Below are 16,685 nucleotides of genomic sequence, written 5' to 3'. Positions count from 1 at the left end.
CCTAGCTAACCTCTTTCTTCTTCCGTTTCTTATCAAGCATTTGTTCTAGAACTGCTCTATTGGATTCAATAAAGGCTAGTTCTTCTTCGGAAGGATTTGTTTGTAAATACACAGAACTTTTACCAATTCGTAAAATACCTTCACCCTTAGCTGGGTTATTAAAAATAATAGATATTTCACCTTCAGATAGGTCGAAGTTTTCTCGAATTTTCTGTAAGTCAATATTATTTTGTTGCATGAATAGTATTGTGAAGGTAGAGGATAGAATCCCTCTTGATTTCTGATTTTCCAAAATACGCACAAAATCTTGTGTTGCCCAACATAAACCACAATTCCTTTTTCTTGCTCTTCGCGCTACTTTCTCAAAAAACTCAACCGTTTGTTCATTATCTATAAATTGCCATAATTCATCTGCGTATATATATTTCTTTTTAAGAGCATTTTCAGGATTTTTTGCAAAATACTCCCAAATATAGTTAAGGATAACGTGGTAAGCAATAGGTCTTAAGAAACCTTCTTCCATTTCAGATATATTAAAATTAACAATTCTAGAATCTTGTAAGGATTGAGACATCCCTTTACCAAAATAGGTTTGTCCATCAAATATAGGTTTAGAACCGTCTCTTAGGAAAGGTCGGATAGCTGCAATAATACGTTCAGCTTTAATTTCGTTTTTGAAATTACTATATAAGTGATTATAGATATCCGAGATAGTTGGTTCAGGTTTACGTGCTTTAGACTGCACAAGTTCACCATCAATTTCCATTGGAACATTTTGATATAATGAATCTGGGTGTGAAGAGATATTTAATTGTTCCTCAAACACATATTTAATAGAGTCTTCTAAATAATTTCTTTCGAATACATTTAACCCTGGCTCTTCAGAATTTTTACCACGGACAATAATGTCAAAAAAGTTTAATATTTCCGCCTGTTTTTCTCTAACTGGCACAAACCGGACAAAAGTTTTTCCATTCTTATCAATGATTTCACTTTCATCGTATTCTTCGAGCCAATTCAACTCATCATCATCTATTTTCTTTTCAATTTCGGTTGCGCTTACCGCACAGGGATTAATACAAATGTTTTCTTCTTCTGATATATTTAAATTAATTCCTCCGAGTCGCTTGGTTATTTCTGAAAATTCTCCTTCGGGGTCTATAATCATTGACCAAACGTTAGCACCACTAGCTTCTCGCGCTATTTTTAGTTTCATTGCTAATGACTTTCCAGAACCAGGTATACCTACAATTCCCATGTTATAATTCTGAGGTCTGAATTCTTCCGTGCCAAAAGAGTTGATGAATTCTAGCTGTCCTGTAATACGATTAACCCCAATTGGCACACCGCCCATGTATCTTCCACTTCCACTTATAAAAGGAGAATAAGTCGATAATGAACGCCTATCTAAATTTCTAAGCGTATCTGGCATATAGTTTTTCCCCAGAGGTAGAGCGCTCTTAAATCCACTTTTCACTCGACTCCATGCGCTAGATATCTTAAAGAATCCGCTAGCCATACTATCTTCTACAGACTCACTGAAATTATCTAATTTCTTCTCGCTATCTGAATACAAGACCCCCATTGTACTAACGTTAAATAGATCATTTTCGGAAAACTGAATTTCAGACATTAATTGTTCTGTATCAAATATTTTTGTTTGGGTTTCTTGAATTGTATCGATGTTTCCTTTTTTCGTTTGATAAGATAAGTTTGATTGTAAAGTTGTTAGCTGCTGTTGTAATAAACGTACTGCTTGAGTAGTTTGAACTTTATGTACGTCAACCAATATGTCTACTTCTCCTGCACTCGTTAATTTGTATAACCAATTTGTTGGCATTTTACGAGGAAACCCATCACGCGGGATATAAAATGGTCGAAAATGTGTTTTTGTTCCTAATGATTGCTTCATTACCCCGTGGTCTGGGGAATCAATAGAAAATCCGTCTGGTGCAATTAAATCCCATACTGTTGGCTTTGAAGGTAATACTACATTCCCCTCTTCATCATACTGCACGTCTGAAACACTCAAATCGATTTCATTAGATACAACATCATTTGCTTCTTTCATTTGTTTCTTATTAAGCACTTTTTTCTCTTTGTTTCTCCTCTTCTTCATTTTCCCGAATCGCCTCCTTAACTAAGTCAATATGAACATCATCTTGGTCTGCTGTTACATAGCTTGATAACATCTCATGATCACCAAAATCTTTGAATCTATTCTTAACTGCTCTGCGACGGTTGAATGCATGATACAAAATATCTGCTATTCCTTCATTAGTTAATAATTGGACTTCCATGCGAGCTTTGGACAATTGATTTTTAGCTGCATTAACTCTACGATGTAGTTCTGCAAATGCCTTATCTACAATTTTTTCTTCAAGTTCTTCTTCATTATCTGCTGTAATTTCAGCAGTATTAATCTTGTGAGAAAATATTAGATACCTCTTAGTTTCAAAAATTGGAGAGTTGTGTTGCCAAATTAAAAGGTTCTCAACCATAGATTCCCCAAACGTTATTGCGTTTTGATGCAGGTTTTCTGCATTAACCATTGTTTCTTGCATTTTTTTAATGGGTTCAGATAAATCAACATAACGATTCTGCAGGTAGAATTGAACATTATAATTTGTTTGTGCTAACCAAGTTTCAAATGTTACATCGATAGATTCTTGCTCTGTTTGTGATAAGAGAAAATAATTTACTGGTTCAACCTCTGTGTACATTACAAATGTATTATCTTTATACCTGAGCATGTGGTGCTTAATTTCTTTTACTTCACTAAGAAACTCTTTAAATGGGTCCGGCTCCTCTTCTAATTCAATGTCTTTCACTTTTTCCCGAGGGTTATTTTTCTTATATTTAACAGCTTGTTCGTTATTTGATTCTTTGTTGAAACTTGGTAAGATAGGCTTGTTATTTGATATTCGTATAACAACATACATAACAACTCCTAAAACAGCGAAAAAGATAATATTACTCATTTATTTTCCGCCTCCTTTCTTTTTACGTAGATTCACCTTTGTTTTTTCAATGGATGGACCTCTTCTCCACACACCTATTTCTTTTTTATAGTTAAATTTCAATAAGAAATACTGATCGAAATTCAAATTATATTTGTGATGTTTCATAAAACCTAATAATCCTATGGCACTGGCGGTTGGAATTGCTGAGATTAAAGCAAAAATCACTCCAATTACAGGATCTCCAACAAGACTAAATACTTTCGGTACATAGAAATATAGTAAAGCCCCACCAGCTATTAAATAGGTTAGTTGTCTTTTAGAGATAATCCCTAATATAACTTTTTGTTCTGAGTTCATATCTATAGGAACTGTTTCTTTCCTTGCCAAATTTTATTTCTCCTTCCATCTTTATAAAAAAACGCCTCTCTTTTTATGTATAATTTTAAGAGAGGCGTTTTTAAGTATATGGTTAACTAGAGGCTCCAAAACCTCCAATCCATCCCGCAACAGTTCTAGCTTGAACAACTACCCAACCTCCGACAGCAGCCATTCCTAAACCAATAAACCCTTGAGTACGATTTTGTGGATTTCCTTGTGCACCCGATAACTTAATACCAGCAAAGATTAAACAAGCAAGAACCCAGAATCCCCCTACTGCCATAACAATATTTACTAAACGGTTAAGGTCGTTATAAACTGCATCTTCTGTACCGCCAGAGTTGGATACACCTGATACTTCATCAAATGCACCTGTTGCAGCATTTACTGTAGAAGCTTCGAATACAAATAGAAGGCAAAAAACTGCTAGTAGGCTAATAACAAGCATAAATACACTTTTATTTTTTGTTAGAGTCATTTTTTTTCACCTCCTTCACTGTAGTTATAGAAAAGGCAAATAAAAAACGCCCTGAAAAATAGTGAATAGAAGAACAAACATAGTTGTTCTTTCACATATCTTTCAGGGCGTCTCCCTAATCTATTAAATTTATATTCTTATAAACTACAAAATTAAAATTATCTGTTGTTAGCCAACAATTTATAAACTTATTTTATGTTATTATTTAAGGAATTGCAACTATTAATTTATTTACTAGGAAAACTGTTAAACTTAAATATTTTGATTGTACTTTTAATTTTTTGGTTATAGTTAAATTTACTTAAGTACAACAAAATATATATGTTAGAAGAATTGAGGTGAATACATTGAATAAACTTATATGGATATCTGTAGTATGTGTATTATATCTAGTAATACATCCACTTCTACTAGTACATATCAATTGGTTTAATTATTATGGAATGTTGTTGCAGGGATTATCATTATCTTATATTGCTGCTTTTCTGTTTTACCTTGTACATAATTATTACCCCTATATTTCAACAAAGAAAAGGTATGAAACCGTAATAGATAGAGAATTAAGTGATTTGTGGGAAATTTGTAATGGTTTAACCTATTCCATACGTCACCATTCTAGTAGTATTAATACTGAAGCAGACAATATTTCTAAACAATTGCAGAACTTGCCAGTTAATCTAAAAAAAGATGTAGAAGAAAATGAATTAAATGGGTATCCAGTCCCTCCAGATAAAAATTTTGATGAGAAAAATAAGCCAATTATAATTAGAGAATTGGGTTTTGACAAATGGAGTGATGCCGCACAGTATGTAAGCTCCAAAATAGGCAGCACTTTAAATAAGGTTCTTAAAATGAAAGATGTAGTAGAAGAGGAAACAATTTTAAAATTATTTGATCTGGAAAATGCTATAAATGACTTTAGAACAGTAGCAACTATTTACGAAAGAGAAAATAAAGATACATTCAAAAATGGCTATTTAGAACAGAAATTTGTTAAGTTTTACGACGGTACTAACGAATTAAAAAAATATAAAGAAGACCCATCAACTTACGAATATTAGTACCAACAAAAACTGCCCGCTAATCTTTTACAAAATAGCGGGCAGTTCATATTATTATATCTTCCATTTTTTTATTATAAAACATTAAAATATTGGTGTGATAGTAGGAATTTTTCTTTGAGAAACAAATAAGTCATCAATTCCCTTACCATCTTCTTTCCCCCAGCTTACCATATTGATGTGATAACCTAACTTTTTAGCATGACCCATGAATTCTTTTAATGAATTCATGACGTATTTATTTGAAGAGAAATCCCTATCAAAAGCTAAATTTATTTCTTCCACCCCTAATTCCTCTAATACAGGAATAACGGTTTGCCAAGAGTTAACACCTGGAATTGCGATAAATGTATCTCCATATAAAGCAATTTGTTCAGGTGAATAAAGCTGGTGGATCATATCCGAAGAAATATCAGCTTTTAATGGACCTTCAGTCAGCCATACTATTTTTCTTTTTATACCCTGTCCTGGTTTCCATGTTCTTAATTGATTAGACGGAATAGAAACATGAACTGGGTTTGGAGAACCAGATCCAGTACCGTTTTTTTTCTTGGCAGAAGATAACCAAAAATAACGAGTTCCCTTTTTTAGGGTTACAAAACCTAATAATTTTCCATTTAAATCCTCTACTTGCTTCGTCTCCCCAATCATCATCTCTTGTTCAAACACAATTACATTTTGGTGAATAACAGTAACGTGTGAACCATCATTTCTTGCTTTCAAACCATGAATTCCACTTAGTTGCTTTACTTTCGCAATGGGAGGTGGATTATCTAACCTATATTGAAAACCGGTTATTTCATTTCTTACATTTCGATATGGTAATAATATTCCTTTTTGACCAGAAATCGACCAATATATTGACCCCTTTTTACCTTCAGCTTCATAGAAACCGGGTACACCTGCAAATGAATCAATTCCTAAGTCGTTTTGAATTGTTCTTGCCAGTGACCAAGGTGAATTAGGAAAAGACATGTATGCTCGAGTTATTATTTGTTCTTCATTTAATCCTCTACTTGGTGATGTTAAGTGAGAATAATGTTCTTCTGTTAATTCCATATAGTCCAACATGTTTGAATAAATTTCATTTAATTCTTCGTCAGATAGTTTTTTGTTACCCATTTCCTCTATGTCTTGATATTCTATTTTCTGTTGTTTATTTCTTCTCAAAAAATGCAACCACGAAGGTAATGCAGAGTTTTTACTAAAAGCTCTATCACTTTCAATGCGAATACAAGCAACTCTGTCACCTTCACTGTTAACCATACATCCTCCAGTATGGCCACATATTGGGCAAGCAATACGAATAAATTCAAAAAAGTTTGGTATTCTTGTAGAACGATAATCTTTCATCAGCAAACATCCTCCCAATTAATATCTTTAAATACATTCTGAAAATCTATTTTTATCGGTTGGGGGCATAGCAGTTACAAGGCAATACCCATCTTTCTTTTCAGAAAGAACTATAACTATTGGATTATCGGAATAATCTTTTCCTTCTATTACAAATTTTTTAGTATATCCTCTTGATTGTACTTCTATTATTCTTCCGTTTAATACTGCTCGAATAATATCACAACTACTATATCCTCTTTGTGACATTCTCTCTTTAGAATGAATTGATATAAGTATCTTCTTTAATAATAAACATTTTTTGATATGTTTTATTCTTGATCTTTTTGTCATTGCATTTTCTCCTCCGTTTTAATAGATTGATATAATTTATACAAAGTAAACAAAAAGAGCCTAAGAACCACATTAAAGCAGTTCTTAATCCCTTCAATAGAGTATCTTATCTCTCCAGTACTTGTTGCCATGTATATTTCTCATTCTTAAAACCTCCAATTTACTGTTTAAAATCTATCTCTGCTGTAAAACTTGATACCATTTCAACTGTTTGCGATCCCCCAAAAATAAACATGGCTGAACAGCAAGAATAGAAAACGGTATAGGTAATAAGACTCCCTATATAAATTCTGGTAATCTTATTGCTGTCTCCTCTTTCTAATGAAGGTAAATCTAGGTAAAAATCATTTTTCATTAAAGATTTATAAGAACCTATTATTACCCCAACTAGAATTGTAAATATTATTTTCATGAATATTTCCATTAGGCATTACCTCCTTATTTTAAAAAAGAAGGCAACAAAAAAACGCCTTTAGACAATATGAAGACACACGAATAGTGTTTACATACGTCCAAAGACGTTTTACTTTTAAAAAGTTACCGGCCAACCTAAAAAGGCTAGTCTAAAACAGAAATGAAATAAGATACATTTCCATTATACGAAAAGGTTCCTTAATTTTTCAAGCATTTTTGTAATAGTGTGACTACCATCAGGTCGATTTAATTGACTCTTGTTATATGTCTCTTGGTATACATGTACACCAATATCGTGAAATGAATTACTTAATAATGATTCAATATTTGGGTTATCCATTACAGACATGTGTTCATATTTATTTTTCCTTACTTCATTATTCAAATCTGGTAATGTTGCTAAAACAGGATAATCAAACGTATCTCTAATTAATTTCTCTGCAACAATAGGAAAGTAATTTTGAAAAATAATGTATATGGATAAATGAGGGTTATCTAGTTTCATCTTCTTTATATAGTCTTTATAACCAAAAATCATATCAGTTGAACCGTCCATCAAAATCCAAAGTTCATTTAAATGCTTTAGTGTTTCTCTTGTATCTTTTTTCAACTCTCCATTTGGTAAATCAACAATGACAACATCTTGTGGATTAGATACAAAAATATAATAAGGAATATCATCAATAACAGAATTTTTATAGTCTACATTTCCTTTCCCTAACGGAAACCAATACACTCCTTTAAAATCAATTACAGATGATGCTAATAAATCTGATTGTGGTTCGTCTATATCTTTACATGTATTCACATATGTGACATATGAATACCATTTTTTAGGAAATACATGTTTCTTTGGTGCTATTCTTTCAAGCTCTTTAAACATAATCGGATCTTCTCTCAAAGCTTCCATCACAGAAATAGGTAACCTTTTTTGCTGCCCAATATAAAATGCAAAATTCATTACAAACGTAGTGACACCTATTTGTCGGTTTGGGGACCATACTCCAATAGATTTATTACTTCTTGATTGATTCATATTGATATAATCTTTCATTTTTAATGTTGCTAATAAACGTTTGTCCATTTGTTTTATAAACTCTCGATACGATACTAAATGGAAGTATTCATTTACATATGGTTCTAAATCGACAATACGTTTTTCTTTCTCCTCCATTTCAGGTTGTAGTTTTAATTGCATTTTCTTGGCTTCTATTAATCTTGTTTGTACAGACTCCGATATTTCATTAGGATAAGGAGGTGCAATTGATATTATTGTTGCATCTGGATCTGGCATCTTTTTTTCATTCTCACTCTTTTTGTCTTCGATGTCTTTTCCTTGGCTAGCTAGTATTTCCTTTTGGTTGTCAGATAGGCTGCTAATCTCTCTTTGACTATTTTTATTTATTGATTGTTTATATTTTTCTTTTGTTTGATCAGCAGAATCATTATTTAATTCTTCCTTTAAAATGCCCTCCATCTGTTTAGTTTCCAATCTATCTACTTCTTGAACATGGGAAGAATTTTCATCCAGAGAAACTTTTTTACTATTTTTCATGGGATTAGACATTCCTAGCCTGAATAAATCTTGTTTATAATCTTTACTAGAATTCCATATACAGAATTGACCATTTACTGTTTTTGAAGATAGATTTGGGTCAATTAGCCATACTCTACCATTAGGATTCGTATTTTTAATTTCATCTTCCGTAATTAGCGTGTTATCTATAATCAACAAATCAAATTCATCTTGCTGCAGAAATCGTAATAATTGTTCTTTATCCTTTATAACAGATACGTTTTTATCTTTATAATTTGGAATCGAACTCTGTATATCTTTAGAGGTATTATGTACGAAAATATTATCGGTACTCGCTAAAAATATCTTCTCCATAGTTACGTTTCTCCTTACTTAAAAAATCATTAATTCGTTTTACCATTAAATTGGTTAAAGGGAATTTACCGCTTTCTACTTGTCCGTAATAACTATAAGAAACATTTAATAATCTTGCCATTTCATATTGTTTATAATTTAAACGTTTTCTTAGGATTAATAACTTTTCTAAATTGTTATTAACGGTATTGATATCTTCTAATTTTGTAATCCCATTAAGAATAAAATTATTATCCACTTTATCACCTATCCTATCAGAAATAAAAAAACCACCAACAGACCTCTCTCCTGTAGAGATTTCTGCCAGTGGATTACACTTTTTGTATTTGATTAGCTTAATTATAGCATAGCTCACTTTTAAAAATATAGATATTAAGTACATGAATTGATAAAAAATTCTTTTTTTATTGTTATGACTAATATTATCAGTTATAATTTAGTTGTACACTTTTTTATTTAATTTTTATCTAGCCTTTTTAGGTTAGTAGGCTAACACTTATTTTAAAGTGATCTAATTAAAGCGGTCTTTGGACTAAATGGAAACATACTATTCGTATGTCTAAATTAATCCAAGGGGCGCTTTTTTGTGTTGCCTAAAATAAATAATTGGGTGAAAAAATATTAGGAGGATGTTTTGTTATGTCAGAAGAAATGTTAAGTGTGGAGGAAATTCAAAAGAAACTATCAGAACCCTTTAAAGCGGACGAAGTTGAGTGGCGTGTTTTGCGAACAATTCAAGCAAAAAATAGCGGAAAATGTTACGTCTTTGTAACTCCATACGTTCAATCTCGAGCAATAATGATTCGTTTAGATGAGGTTGTTGGTATCGGAAATTGGGAAAATGAATTTAAAGAGATGCACAACGGTATTTTGTGTGGTATCAAAATTCACTTTTCTAATGGAAAAACACTTACAAAATGGGACGGTGCTGACCCAACAGATTTTGAATCCACTAAGGGTGGAATAAGTAATGCATCAAAAAGAGCTGCAGTACAATGGGGTATAGGAAGATATCTATATAAAGTTAATGAGATGATGGTTGAACTTCATCAAGAAAGAAAAGAAAACAATATGAAATACCATAATGACAAGAGACACGGAATAAAAGGTTATTGGTATACACCTCAATTACCTCAATGGGCAAGAGTAGATAACGGAGAACAACAAAAAAAGCCGCAACAACAAGCAAAAGGTAATAAAAATGGAAAACAACAACAAAGAAATCAAACAACCCAAGTTGGTGGTAATGATGATATTAGTTTAAAAGATCTAAAGGAATACATTAATAAATTTGAAATGGAAATTGGATTAAATAAACAACCAGACTTTGTGGTTAGAATATTTAATAAAGCGAATAAATCTGATTTTGAAGGAATAAATTACGTCAGAAATTCAACTATTGATGAATTAAAACAGTATTATTTAGCTATAAAACCAGTTTATCAATTAAGTATGATTCAAAAGAAACTTAATTTTACAGAGGAAGAGTTTGTAAAGATTGTGCAAACCTATGTAGTAGAGACAAAGATTACTAGTTTATTTAGTTGTTTCTTCCAGGTTAAGACTGAACAATTAAAGCAAATAGAAAAACTAGCTTTAGAGACATATCAGCAAAGAGAAGCTAGTTAAATTATTGAGGTTAAAAGCATGAATTAGGGAATGATAAGTTTCCCTTTTTTATGCTTTTTTAAATTAAAATTTATTAGGAGGAAGTTTGTTATGAAATTTGAGATTAAAAAAGAGGTATTGGTTACAAGTATGAACAAAGTTGTAGGGGTTGCTTCATTATCAAAGTTTATCCCTATTTTAAACGGAATCTATATATCTGTAGCGGATGATGGAATCACCTTAATAGGGTCTAATGGTGATATTTCAATAAAAACACTCATACCAAAGGTTTTAAATGATGAAACAATTATTAATGATATAGAAGTGGGAAGTATCGTTGTTCAAGCAAAAATATTTAACGACATTATTAAAAAGCTCCCAAGTAAATCGGTATCGATTAGTGTAGACGCTGAAAATCACATCTTTGTTAAATCCGGGAAATCAAAGTTCAATTTAAACGGTTTAGACAGTACTGAGTATCCTAAACTTCCAAATGTGTCGGATGAAACATCATTTGATATACCATCTAATGAATTAAAAGATGTAATTAAAGAAACGGTCATTTCTGTTGCAAACACTGAAACCAGACCTATTTTAAATGGTGTTAATATTCAATCTGCAAATAACAGTTTGAAATTCATTGCAACCGATAGTCATCGTTTAAGTCAACGTATAATCCAGGTATCTGAAGTATCTGAATTAGAAAGTATTACTGTACCTGGTAGATCATTATTAGAGTTAAATAAGATTTTAGATGGAACTAATACTCCGGTTAAAGTATGTTTTGGAAATAATCAGGTTTTGTTTATTGCTAACGAAACTTACCTTTATTCCCGTATATTAGAGGGGAATTTTCCTGATGTAAGTCGTTTAATACCGGATTCATCAACAACTAAGATAAGAGCTTCTAAAAAAGAGATATTAGATACAATTGAAAGAGCTTCGTTGTTATCAAAGGAAAAAGGAGTTATCAAGTTTTCTGTAAATGGAGGTCTAATGGCTGAAATAAGCAGTAACACAGCAGAAATAGGAAATCTTAAAGAGGAGTTAGTTATGTTGGATTTTGAAGGTGATGATATCATTCTATCTTTTTCGGCAGCTTATGCTATGGATGGTTTAAAAGCTATATCCCAGGATGAAGTATTACTTAACTTCAATGGTAATAGTCGGCCATTTGTCATAACTCCGACAGAAGATGAATCTAATCTTCAACTAATATTACCCATTAGGACAATATAAAAAACATAGAGGATAGAGGGATGTATAGAGCGTGCACTACTCCCCTACCCTCTTTTTTTTAGGAGGCCATTATATGCAATTCGATATTTCAATGTTCAAAGATAATATTGAAAAATATAATCTTAATAATAGAAAAATATGTGATTTAACTGGTCAAGCAAACGTCGTAAGCCACATCTATAATCATAATTATATTGATGAAATAAACTTTGATGTATTTTCCGTTGAAGATGTGATTAGAGTTATGGAATTGATGGAAGGTATCGCATTAGTAGATATAGATGATGAAAATTTTTACGTTGATCCACTGAGTCCATTTATTATTTATAAAAGTATGGATGAAGTAATGTATAGTCTTAGCAAATCTAACAGTAAAATCTATGAGTTTGATGAGGAAGAAATATTTATCTAGCTACAGGAGGAAAATATACATGGAAATGGATATTTATGAAAGAGAATCGTATGTACATTCTACATCTAATTTAGTAATGTTGAAAGCATTTTATGACAAAGGTGTGGATGTTACTAAGTTAGGAATTAATGATTATTTTGTAGACTTATATGGTTACTCCATGGATAACTCAGTTGATATATTACATAGTTGTTTAAAATCATTATTTGATGATTGTTTACTACTAGATAACGAAGAATTACAAAGTGAGAGTAATTATGCAGAGATATTAACCGATGGTATGCCGGAATACGCTTTGTTTATCAGCTACTCTAAGATAGATGATTTGTTTATAAGTAAGTATGTTCCAAAACTAGTGGAGATTATTAAAAATCATCAATCTTTCTCTTATACGGAAGCTGAAATAATTGTTTCAGAGAAAACAAAAGAGCTTTGTGTTCTAGTATGGTTTCCAGGCCAATTATTTGAGATAGCTTTAGAACTAATTAAAGTCTATGAAGAAGTGGAGAAATTACACCAAACTTTGGAGAGTGAGATAAGTAATGGAATTTCAGATAACCCTAACGGATAAATTGCGTAATTTTACTGATTATGTAGATATAAAACAAACCCAAGCAAATGGAGTCGTATTAGGAGAGTACAAAATGGCTTTAAATGATGTTATAAATGCCCTTTCTAATGCCTCTATTGAAGGTAGATCTCATGAGACACCTTTTTTACCGAAGAATTGCATAAAGTTCATAACATCTGACTCAGGTGATGACGAAGTATTTATCGAATTACCAAAAAGGCAATGGTCGATATCCTATATGGATAAGCAAATGGTAATTGGGTTCCCTAGATTAATCTTAAATTATAGAGTTCATCAAGGTGAGATACGAGGTTTAAAGATTGTTGCTATTAAAGAATCGGACTCTATCAATGAGGAAACAGATATTTATTATTTCCCATATTCAAATGTCCATCATGATTCTGGTGATGTTTGTATGGGAACAAATACATTTCCTAAGATCGACAGATTAAATCAACTGGAGAAAATGCATTTTTTATTTTTTAGTGCACCTTTTGGAAGTGACTATGGAGCAATGACATTAAAGGGGAAAACGTTGGAGGAATTATTTAAAGAATTTCATGAGAAACCATTTCATGATGAACTCTTATTTCCAACTAAAAAATCATTTAATGAATACTTCTTTTTAGGAAATAAATAATATAATTATATTGGAGGAAAACATTATGACTAATAACAATGACTTAAAACAAACAGATATCTTTTCTTTATTTGGAATTGAGGATGAATATGAACAAAGGAAGAAGAGAAAAGAAGAAGAACGGTTGAAAAAACAGTCAGAATTAGCTAAAAAGATGAAGCAAAGTAATGAAAATTCTTCAGCGACTTCTGCGCCTAATAAACCTAAAGTAGAATTTGAAGTTAATAGTGAGACTGTTATTTATTTTTATACGGAAACCATAGATATTAATGATTACTTTTCTACGGAAGAATTAGAGCATGGTTTACCTAAGAAAAATAAAGATGGAGAGATAGAGTATAAAAAAATTCAAGAGAATGATGTAAAGAAACGCTTGAATAAGGATTATCCAGTAATGTCAGCTGGAGCAGAGCTAGTTTATGTGAAAAAACAAAACATGGTATCCATTATCTTAAAAGCGAAGAAAAAAGGAAATCCATTTTATGATGAGAAAGAGTCCAATACGGACTCTTTTCCTCGTTCTAATCTAAAAATACCTTTTAATTTACTTAGAGATTTTATAGCTATTGCTAAGATGTTTTCAGACAACGATCAAACGGAGGTACATGCTGATATCTATTTAAATATTGATACCGGAGAATTTATTATGGATATTCCAAAACAAAATGCTCATCCATATTGGGTAGAAGTTACAGAAGAGCCATATGAGACTGTAGAGAAGTTTTCTGGCAATAGGCATGTTAAGTGTATGGAAATACATTCACACCATGTTATGCCCCCTTTCCCTTCTTCACAAGATGATGAAAGTGAAAGAGCACCAATTTTTTATGCGATTATTGGTAATATAAATGAATTTTTCCCAAATTTAACAGTCCGAACTTTTGACATACAAAAAGGGAAACATATTCAATTGAATCCATGGTCAATTTTTGAGAGTCCCTTCTCTACTGTATCTCATAATTATGATTTAAGTGTTGTGGAGGTCGTTCAGTAATGATTGAGTTGATTAACAAAGAAAGTTATGGCCAAAAAGGGTTATTCCCTTATATAGTTCAAGTTGGTACTGGCGGTACGGGAGGATATGTAACTCAGATGATTTCCCAAATGCTGTCCATTTTTAATATTAATGGTCACTTTATGATCGCAGATCCAGATGTTATTGAAGAGAAAAATTTAAAAAACCAACTTTTTGTCAAAAGTGATATTGGTAAAAAGAAAGCAAATGTATTAGCAAAAAGATATAGTGCTGCATATAACATACCAATTTCTAGCTATTCTGAGGACTATGTTGAGGATTTAGAAGTTCTCAAAAACCTCTTTTATAATAATCACTTGCCAAACATAGGTGGTTATTTATTTATTCCAGTTATTATCGGATGCGTTGATAATAACTATACTAGAAGAGTTTTGCATCAGTTCTTTGAGTGGACAAATAAGTGTATCTATTTGGATGTAGGTAATGATTCTGCTAAAGTTCCTTTTGATTACGGTCAAAGACCAATGCAGGAATGGTCAGAAAAAGAAAAAAAGGAATATGATGAAAGTGGTTGGGATGGTCAAGTTGTATGTGGCGTCAAGTTAAGTAATAAGACAATATTGCCACCTATAGCTGAAGTTTTCCCAGATATATTAAAGGATGATGATGAAATTGCGCCTTCTCAAGTTGCATGTTCTAACATTGTTGCTACTGATCCACAACGATTATTAACTAATCGTATGGCTGCTATGTCGGTTGCAACCTATCTTAACGAGATTTTCCAGAGTGCAACAATTAGTAACCGTATGACTTTCTTTCATGCAAAGAAAGGTTATATGAAGAGTATAGAAGTAACACAATAATTTAAAAGACCTTTCCTATAAAAATAGGTGAGGTCTTTTTTTATGAGCTAAATACTATTCCAAAATGCGTAAAACATCATATTATTAATGTTATAGTTCACTACAATGGACTAATAAGCGGATTTTTAATTTTTCATAGACTTTACTATTGATATTAGATAAGAACAATAATTCCTAGCTTATTGCTAATTTTCATAACTAATTAATAACACTTTGACGATAAGCGAGATTTCTAATATCATAAATTCCCTTCTCATAGACACAAACAGCATAGTTAAACAAATTTTGTTTCATCTTATTTCCACTTATGTGCTTAACAACTATATAATTACTTTGATTTAGTTTAGCTTGATTTATTAGATCAATGATATTATTTTCTGAATCATATCCTAGTAGATTAATTGTGGAATCTGTCTTAAAATTTTGTTTTATAAAATTTATTTCATTAGTTGTATCAATAATGGTCACATTTGTAATACTAAAGTTCGTTAACATTAATTGTATAAGCATAGAAGAGTAATTATTTTCGGTTTTATCGTAAATAATTATATTATTATTGGATTTTATTAACTCTATAATATCTTTATACATGTATGCACACCTTTCTCAAATCTTTTATTGGCTATTCTTCACTCTTGTTTTAGGAAAGCATTGACAAGTGTTAAGTTGTATTCAATTTCAAAGGGTTCAGCATAATTTAGAAGTTTAGCCATATGTGAGTTTGCCACTTGATCAATTTCATCACGATGGATTGAGGAAAGTATTTGCAAGTGGTAAGATATCTTAGTTTTTGTAACTAGATACTCAGGTTCAGTTATGACAATTGCCTGTCCAATTTTTTGTATGTTTCTTAAATTAGTCGACCAATAATGTATATCCCAAAATTCCAGATTTTCTGATGCATGATTAATAGTTAAATACATTTGTGGATTTACAAACTGTAGGTCACCTATGTTTCCAAGTTTTCTTTCTTCAGTTTCTAAACGAATACGTTCATAACCTAAAGAATTCCCTTTATCTCTTAGTGCTTGTCTAGCTCCAAAACATGATAAATCAAAACTCATTTGTTTTAATGGAGAACGAATATCCTCATAGTATTCCATCGACCACATGATTAATTCGTGAGTCGTTTTTGTAACAATAAGTTCATCAAAAGTGATACCCTGCTCTATTAAAGGCTGTATCATTTCTCTTAATATTGGAGGGATATTTTCTGTAAACATTCCTTCTGGCTGTTTGAAAAGAACATCATCTATATATGCATTTTCATCATTATAATATTGTTCAACCATTAAAAATCCATTGTGAAATTGCTCTATAATTGCTTTTTGTAACCAGTTGTTAAATCTTTCTTTATGTTCTACATCAATTATGTTTTGGAATTTTTTTAAATAAAATACTTGAAGGTACTGTATTTCTGATTGAAACCTAGTATCCCTCTCTAGTAGTACATTTAACCTGTCTTGTACATTCTTTTGCAACTTTCTTTCTTCTAGTATCATTAA

19 protein-coding genes are annotated in these 16,685 nt (G+C 31.4%); 8 read left to right on the top strand and 11 right to left on the bottom strand.

The features are described from left to right. Position 1: 1 nt before the first annotated feature. From ABC346_RS20990 to ABC346_RS20975, 4 genes are all read right to left on the bottom strand, one after another. Positions 2–2,119 (bottom strand): VirB4 family type IV secretion system protein, encoded by a 2,118-nt coding sequence (locus ABC346_RS20990; protein ID WP_317958557.1) that lies wholly within the window; start codon positions 2,117–2,119, stop codon positions 2–4. Continuing rightward, positions 2,082–2,981, bottom strand: coding sequence for a hypothetical protein (locus ABC346_RS20985; RefSeq protein ID WP_317958556.1), 900 nt, complete (start codon positions 2,979–2,981; stop codon positions 2,082–2,084). Before ABC346_RS20985 ends, ABC346_RS20990 begins: the two co-directional genes overlap by 38 nt. Continuing rightward, positions 2,982–3,350, bottom strand: a complete 369-nt coding sequence (locus tag ABC346_RS20980) for a PrgI family mobile element protein (RefSeq protein ID WP_317958555.1) — start codon at positions 3,348–3,350, stop codon at positions 2,982–2,984. 82 nt (positions 3,351–3,432) lie between these two features. Then, positions 3,433–3,819, bottom strand: coding sequence for a hypothetical protein (locus ABC346_RS20975; protein ID WP_317958554.1), 387 nt, complete (start codon positions 3,817–3,819; stop codon positions 3,433–3,435). A gap of 347 nt (positions 3,820–4,166) precedes the next feature. Between ABC346_RS20975 and ABC346_RS20970 the strand changes: the two genes are divergently transcribed. After that, positions 4,167–4,880, top strand: coding sequence for a hypothetical protein (locus tag ABC346_RS20970; RefSeq protein WP_317958553.1), 714 nt, complete (start codon positions 4,167–4,169; stop codon positions 4,878–4,880). An 84-nt stretch (positions 4,881–4,964) separates the two neighbouring features. On the opposite strand, the gene ABC346_RS20965 is transcribed toward ABC346_RS20970, so the two are convergent. The 5 genes from ABC346_RS20965 to ABC346_RS20945 form a co-directional block, all read right to left on the bottom strand. Then, positions 4,965–6,233 (bottom strand): DUF3854 domain-containing protein, encoded by a 1,269-nt coding sequence (locus ABC346_RS20965; protein ID WP_413236671.1) that lies wholly within the window; start codon positions 6,231–6,233, stop codon positions 4,965–4,967. Positions 6,234–6,260: 27 nt separating this feature from the next. Further along, positions 6,261–6,566 carry a DUF4258 domain-containing protein gene (locus tag ABC346_RS20960; RefSeq protein ID WP_317958550.1) on the bottom strand — a complete coding sequence of 102 codons (306 nt, stop codon included), beginning with the start codon at positions 6,564–6,566 and terminating at the stop codon, positions 6,261–6,263. A gap of 160 nt (positions 6,567–6,726) precedes the next feature. Further along, positions 6,727–6,990 (bottom strand): hypothetical protein, encoded by a 264-nt coding sequence (locus tag ABC346_RS20955; RefSeq protein ID WP_317958549.1) that lies wholly within the window; start codon positions 6,988–6,990, stop codon positions 6,727–6,729. Positions 6,991–7,161: 171 nt separating this feature from the next. Continuing rightward, entirely contained in the window at positions 7,162–8,871 is a 1,710-nt protein-coding gene (locus ABC346_RS20950) for a hypothetical protein (protein WP_317958548.1), read from the bottom strand. Next, positions 8,840–9,253 (bottom strand): helix-turn-helix domain-containing protein, encoded by a 414-nt coding sequence (locus tag ABC346_RS20945; protein ID WP_317958547.1) that lies wholly within the window; start codon positions 9,251–9,253, stop codon positions 8,840–8,842. The genes ABC346_RS20950 and ABC346_RS20945 overlap by 32 nt, the downstream gene beginning before the upstream one ends. 257 nt (positions 9,254–9,510) lie before the next feature. Between ABC346_RS20945 and ABC346_RS20940 the strand changes: the two genes are divergently transcribed. The 7 genes from ABC346_RS20940 to ABC346_RS20910 all read left to right on the top strand — a co-directional run bounded on the left by ABC346_RS20940 (position 9,511) and on the right by ABC346_RS20910 (position 15,180). Continuing rightward, entirely contained in the window at positions 9,511–10,500 is a 990-nt protein-coding gene (locus ABC346_RS20940; protein ID WP_413236670.1) for a Rad52/Rad22 family DNA repair protein, read from the top strand. Positions 10,501–10,590: 90 nt separating this feature from the next. Continuing rightward, positions 10,591–11,718, top strand: coding sequence for a DNA polymerase III subunit beta (dnaN, locus tag ABC346_RS20935; protein WP_317958545.1), 1,128 nt, complete (start codon positions 10,591–10,593; stop codon positions 11,716–11,718). A 73-nt stretch (positions 11,719–11,791) separates the two neighbouring features. After that, positions 11,792–12,130, top strand: a complete 339-nt coding sequence (locus tag ABC346_RS20930; RefSeq protein WP_317958544.1) for a hypothetical protein — start codon at positions 11,792–11,794, stop codon at positions 12,128–12,130. 19 nt (positions 12,131–12,149) lie between these two features. Beyond that, the gene (locus ABC346_RS20925) at positions 12,150–12,701 is read left to right on the top strand and encodes a hypothetical protein (RefSeq protein ID WP_317958543.1); all 552 of its coding nucleotides are present in this window, start codon (positions 12,150–12,152) and stop codon (positions 12,699–12,701) included. After that, a complete protein-coding gene (locus ABC346_RS20920) occupies positions 12,673–13,341 on the top strand; it encodes a hypothetical protein (RefSeq protein ID WP_317958542.1) in 669 nt (222 codons plus the stop codon). The genes ABC346_RS20925 and ABC346_RS20920 overlap by 29 nt, the downstream gene beginning before the upstream one ends. A gap of 25 nt (positions 13,342–13,366) precedes the next feature. Further along, entirely contained in the window at positions 13,367–14,335 is a 969-nt protein-coding gene (locus ABC346_RS20915; protein WP_317958541.1) for a hypothetical protein, read from the top strand. Beyond that, positions 14,335–15,180 (top strand): ThiF family adenylyltransferase, encoded by an 846-nt coding sequence (locus tag ABC346_RS20910; protein WP_413236669.1) that lies wholly within the window; start codon positions 14,335–14,337, stop codon positions 15,178–15,180. The genes ABC346_RS20915 and ABC346_RS20910 overlap by 1 nt, the downstream gene beginning before the upstream one ends. Before the next feature lie 198 nt (positions 15,181–15,378). Here the strand turns inward: ABC346_RS20910 and ABC346_RS20905 are convergent, their stop codons facing one another. Further along, positions 15,379–15,771, bottom strand: coding sequence for a hypothetical protein (locus ABC346_RS20905; RefSeq protein ID WP_317958539.1), 393 nt, complete (start codon positions 15,769–15,771; stop codon positions 15,379–15,381). Positions 15,772–15,809: 38 nt separating this feature from the next. Next, a complete protein-coding gene (locus ABC346_RS20900; protein WP_317958538.1) occupies positions 15,810–16,682 on the bottom strand; it encodes a hypothetical protein in 873 nt (290 codons plus the stop codon). Positions 16,683–16,685: the final 3 nt, after the last annotated feature.

This window comes from Oceanobacillus phoenicis, assembly GCF_047238145.1.
Taxonomy (GTDB): Bacteria; Bacillota; Bacilli; order Bacillales; family Amphibacillaceae; genus Oceanobacillus.
This window is presented reverse-complemented; position numbering and strand designations above follow the sequence as displayed.

Excerpts from the sequence above, each read along its gene's own strand:
- ABC346_RS20920 (WP_317958542.1), top strand. The coding sequence starts at position 12,673 with ATGGAATTTCAGATAACCCTAACGGATAAATTGCGTAATTTTACTGAT.
- ABC346_RS20990 (WP_317958557.1), bottom strand. The coding sequence starts at position 2,119 with ATGAAGAAGAGGAGAAACAAAGAGAAAAAAGTGCTTAATAAGAAACAA.
- ABC346_RS20900 (WP_317958538.1), bottom strand. The coding sequence starts at position 16,682 with ATGATACTAGAAGAAAGAAAGTTGCAAAAGAATGTACAAGACAGGTTA.
- ABC346_RS20985 (WP_317958556.1), bottom strand. The coding sequence starts at position 2,981 with ATGAGTAATATTATCTTTTTCGCTGTTTTAGGAGTTGTTATGTATGTT.
- ABC346_RS20960 (WP_317958550.1), bottom strand. The coding sequence starts at position 6,566 with ATGACAAAAAGATCAAGAATAAAACATATCAAAAAATGTTTATTATTA.
- ABC346_RS20910 (WP_413236669.1), top strand. The coding sequence starts at position 14,335 with ATGATTGAGTTGATTAACAAAGAAAGTTATGGCCAAAAAGGGTTATTC.
- ABC346_RS20950 (WP_317958548.1), bottom strand. The coding sequence starts at position 8,871 with ATGGAGAAGATATTTTTAGCGAGTACCGATAATATTTTCGTACATAAT.
- ABC346_RS20925 (WP_317958543.1), top strand. The coding sequence starts at position 12,150 with ATGGAAATGGATATTTATGAAAGAGAATCGTATGTACATTCTACATCT.
- ABC346_RS20940 (WP_413236670.1), top strand. The coding sequence starts at position 9,511 with ATGTCAGAAGAAATGTTAAGTGTGGAGGAAATTCAAAAGAAACTATCA.
- dnaN (WP_317958545.1), top strand. The coding sequence starts at position 10,591 with ATGAAATTTGAGATTAAAAAAGAGGTATTGGTTACAAGTATGAACAAA.
- ABC346_RS20915 (WP_317958541.1), top strand. The coding sequence starts at position 13,367 with ATGACTAATAACAATGACTTAAAACAAACAGATATCTTTTCTTTATTT.
- ABC346_RS20945 (WP_317958547.1), bottom strand. The coding sequence starts at position 9,253 with ATGTACTTAATATCTATATTTTTAAAAGTGAGCTATGCTATAATTAAG.
- ABC346_RS20955 (WP_317958549.1), bottom strand. The coding sequence starts at position 6,990 with ATGGAAATATTCATGAAAATAATATTTACAATTCTAGTTGGGGTAATA.
- ABC346_RS20905 (WP_317958539.1), bottom strand. The coding sequence starts at position 15,771 with ATGTATAAAGATATTATAGAGTTAATAAAATCCAATAATAATATAATT.
- ABC346_RS20975 (WP_317958554.1), bottom strand. The coding sequence starts at position 3,819 with ATGACTCTAACAAAAAATAAAAGTGTATTTATGCTTGTTATTAGCCTA.
- ABC346_RS20930 (WP_317958544.1), top strand. The coding sequence starts at position 11,792 with ATGCAATTCGATATTTCAATGTTCAAAGATAATATTGAAAAATATAAT.
- ABC346_RS20965 (WP_413236671.1), bottom strand. The coding sequence starts at position 6,233 with ATGAAAGATTATCGTTCTACAAGAATACCAAACTTTTTTGAATTTATT.